Source organism: Azospirillum sp. TSH20 (genome assembly GCF_003115935.1).
Taxonomy (GTDB): Bacteria; Pseudomonadota; Alphaproteobacteria; order Azospirillales; family Azospirillaceae; genus Azospirillum.
Genome location: NZ_LGQU01000212.1, coordinates 1 through 1,595, shown reverse-complemented (window position 1 = coordinate 1,595; position 1,595 = coordinate 1). Strand labels below are relative to the sequence as shown.

Here is a 1,595-nt window from a genome sequence, read left to right as displayed (position 1 = left end):
TGACCCCATAGGGTCTCGAAAGCCTTGGAATCATGGGGTTTTGGCAGAGTCGCCGTGACGGTTCAGCGACGATGGGGGAGGACGGTTTGCGGTGACCATCTGGTGACTCATCCACATCACGGCGGCGCTCATCCCTGGTGTAAGGACGCGCCATTACGAACTCGGTCGTAAGCCGTTGATCTGCATGCCCTTTTTGATGGTGGCTTCGCACAGTTCCGCCTGCCGCCGTTTTCGCCAGTGAAGTCAGTGACTTAGTGAAGGTTTTCAGGAGAAGAACGCATCATGGCCCCTCCGGTGAGGCGCAAAATCAGACTGACCGATGTCGCTGTCAAGAAACTTCCCGTTGGACGGTCCTGGGATACCGAAATCGGAGGATTCGGCGTGAAGGTTTACGCCTCTGGCAAAGCGCAGTTCATCCTGCGGTATCGCAGTCCAGACCGGAAACAACGGGAGTTCAGACTCGGCCAGTTTGGTGTCGTTGGTGCTGATGAAGCTCGAAGCAAAGCAAAAATTCTGATTGGAAAGATCATGGAAGGTTCTGATCCAGCCTGGGAGCGTAAGGTCAGTCTGGCAGCAGCGCGAACCTTCAACGACGTTATCGACAGATACCTTGAATGGGCTGATGGGCACCACAAGGAAACATCGCTGGCGGAGGTCCGTCGCTACTGCCGACTGCATATCCGTCCCCGATTTGGGGACTCCATGGTGTCCATCCTTACCCGAGGCAGCGTGCAGCAGGTCTACGACCGAATGCGACAGGCTCCGCATTCACGGGCCAAGGTGATCGCTTGGGCACGGTCGATCTGGACATGGGGCGAGAAGCGGGAGCTTGTTGGTGATACCCGGAACCCATTCGTGATCGACATAGGGGTGTCGAAGCCGAGACGGGCAAGGGTGCTGACGCCAGACGAGTACAAGCGGCTATGGCAGGCGCTTGAGAAGCATCGTTTCCACGGCTGTATTCGGAGTGTGTCGCTGTGGGCCATTGAGTTCTTGATGCTGTCACCGCTGCGCAAGAGCGAAGTTTTTCGTCTTCGCTGGGAAAACGTTGACCTTGATCGGAATCAAATTCGAGTGGTCCAGCACAAAACCGATCAGAAGGATGGCGCTTTAGACATTCACATCAGCGCGCCATTGAAGCAGTTGTTACAAAGAATGCCGAGATCGTGTGAATGGTTGTTTCCGACGCCAGAATCAATATCTGGGCACATCATGAGCGTGGACCGCGCGTGGGCGCTGATCAGAAGGGAGGCTGGACTGATGAAGGATAGTCAGCGTGTAACGCTGCATGATCTCCGTCGCAGTTGGAACAGCGTCGGTGCGACGCTTGGGTATGGGCCAAGCTTCATGGGTAAGGTGCTGGGCAACTCCGCGCGGGTGAACGAACGCCACTACTGGCACCTACAGGAAGGCCAGCGGCGGGAAATCACAGGACGTGTTGCAGAGACCATCGCGGGATTCGGTGCAAATCAGGAGGATCAGGATCGCACAGCATCTGAAGGTGGAGAAACCGTCCTCCCCCATCGTCGCTGAACCGTCACGGCGACTCTGCCAAAACCCCATGATTCCAAGGCTTTCGAGACCCTATGGGGTCA

The 1,595-nt window shown here is 56.3% G+C and carries 1 protein-coding gene; it reads left to right on the top strand.

Annotated features, from left to right (window positions below; all coding sequences use genetic code 11):
* Window positions 1-282: 282 nt before the first annotated feature.
* The gene (locus TSH20_RS34375; protein WP_109157526.1) at window positions 283-1,533 is read left to right on the top strand and encodes an integrase arm-type DNA-binding domain-containing protein; all 1,251 of its coding nucleotides are present in this window, start codon (window positions 283-285) and stop codon (window positions 1,531-1,533) included.
* Window positions 1,534-1,595: the final 62 nt, after the last annotated feature.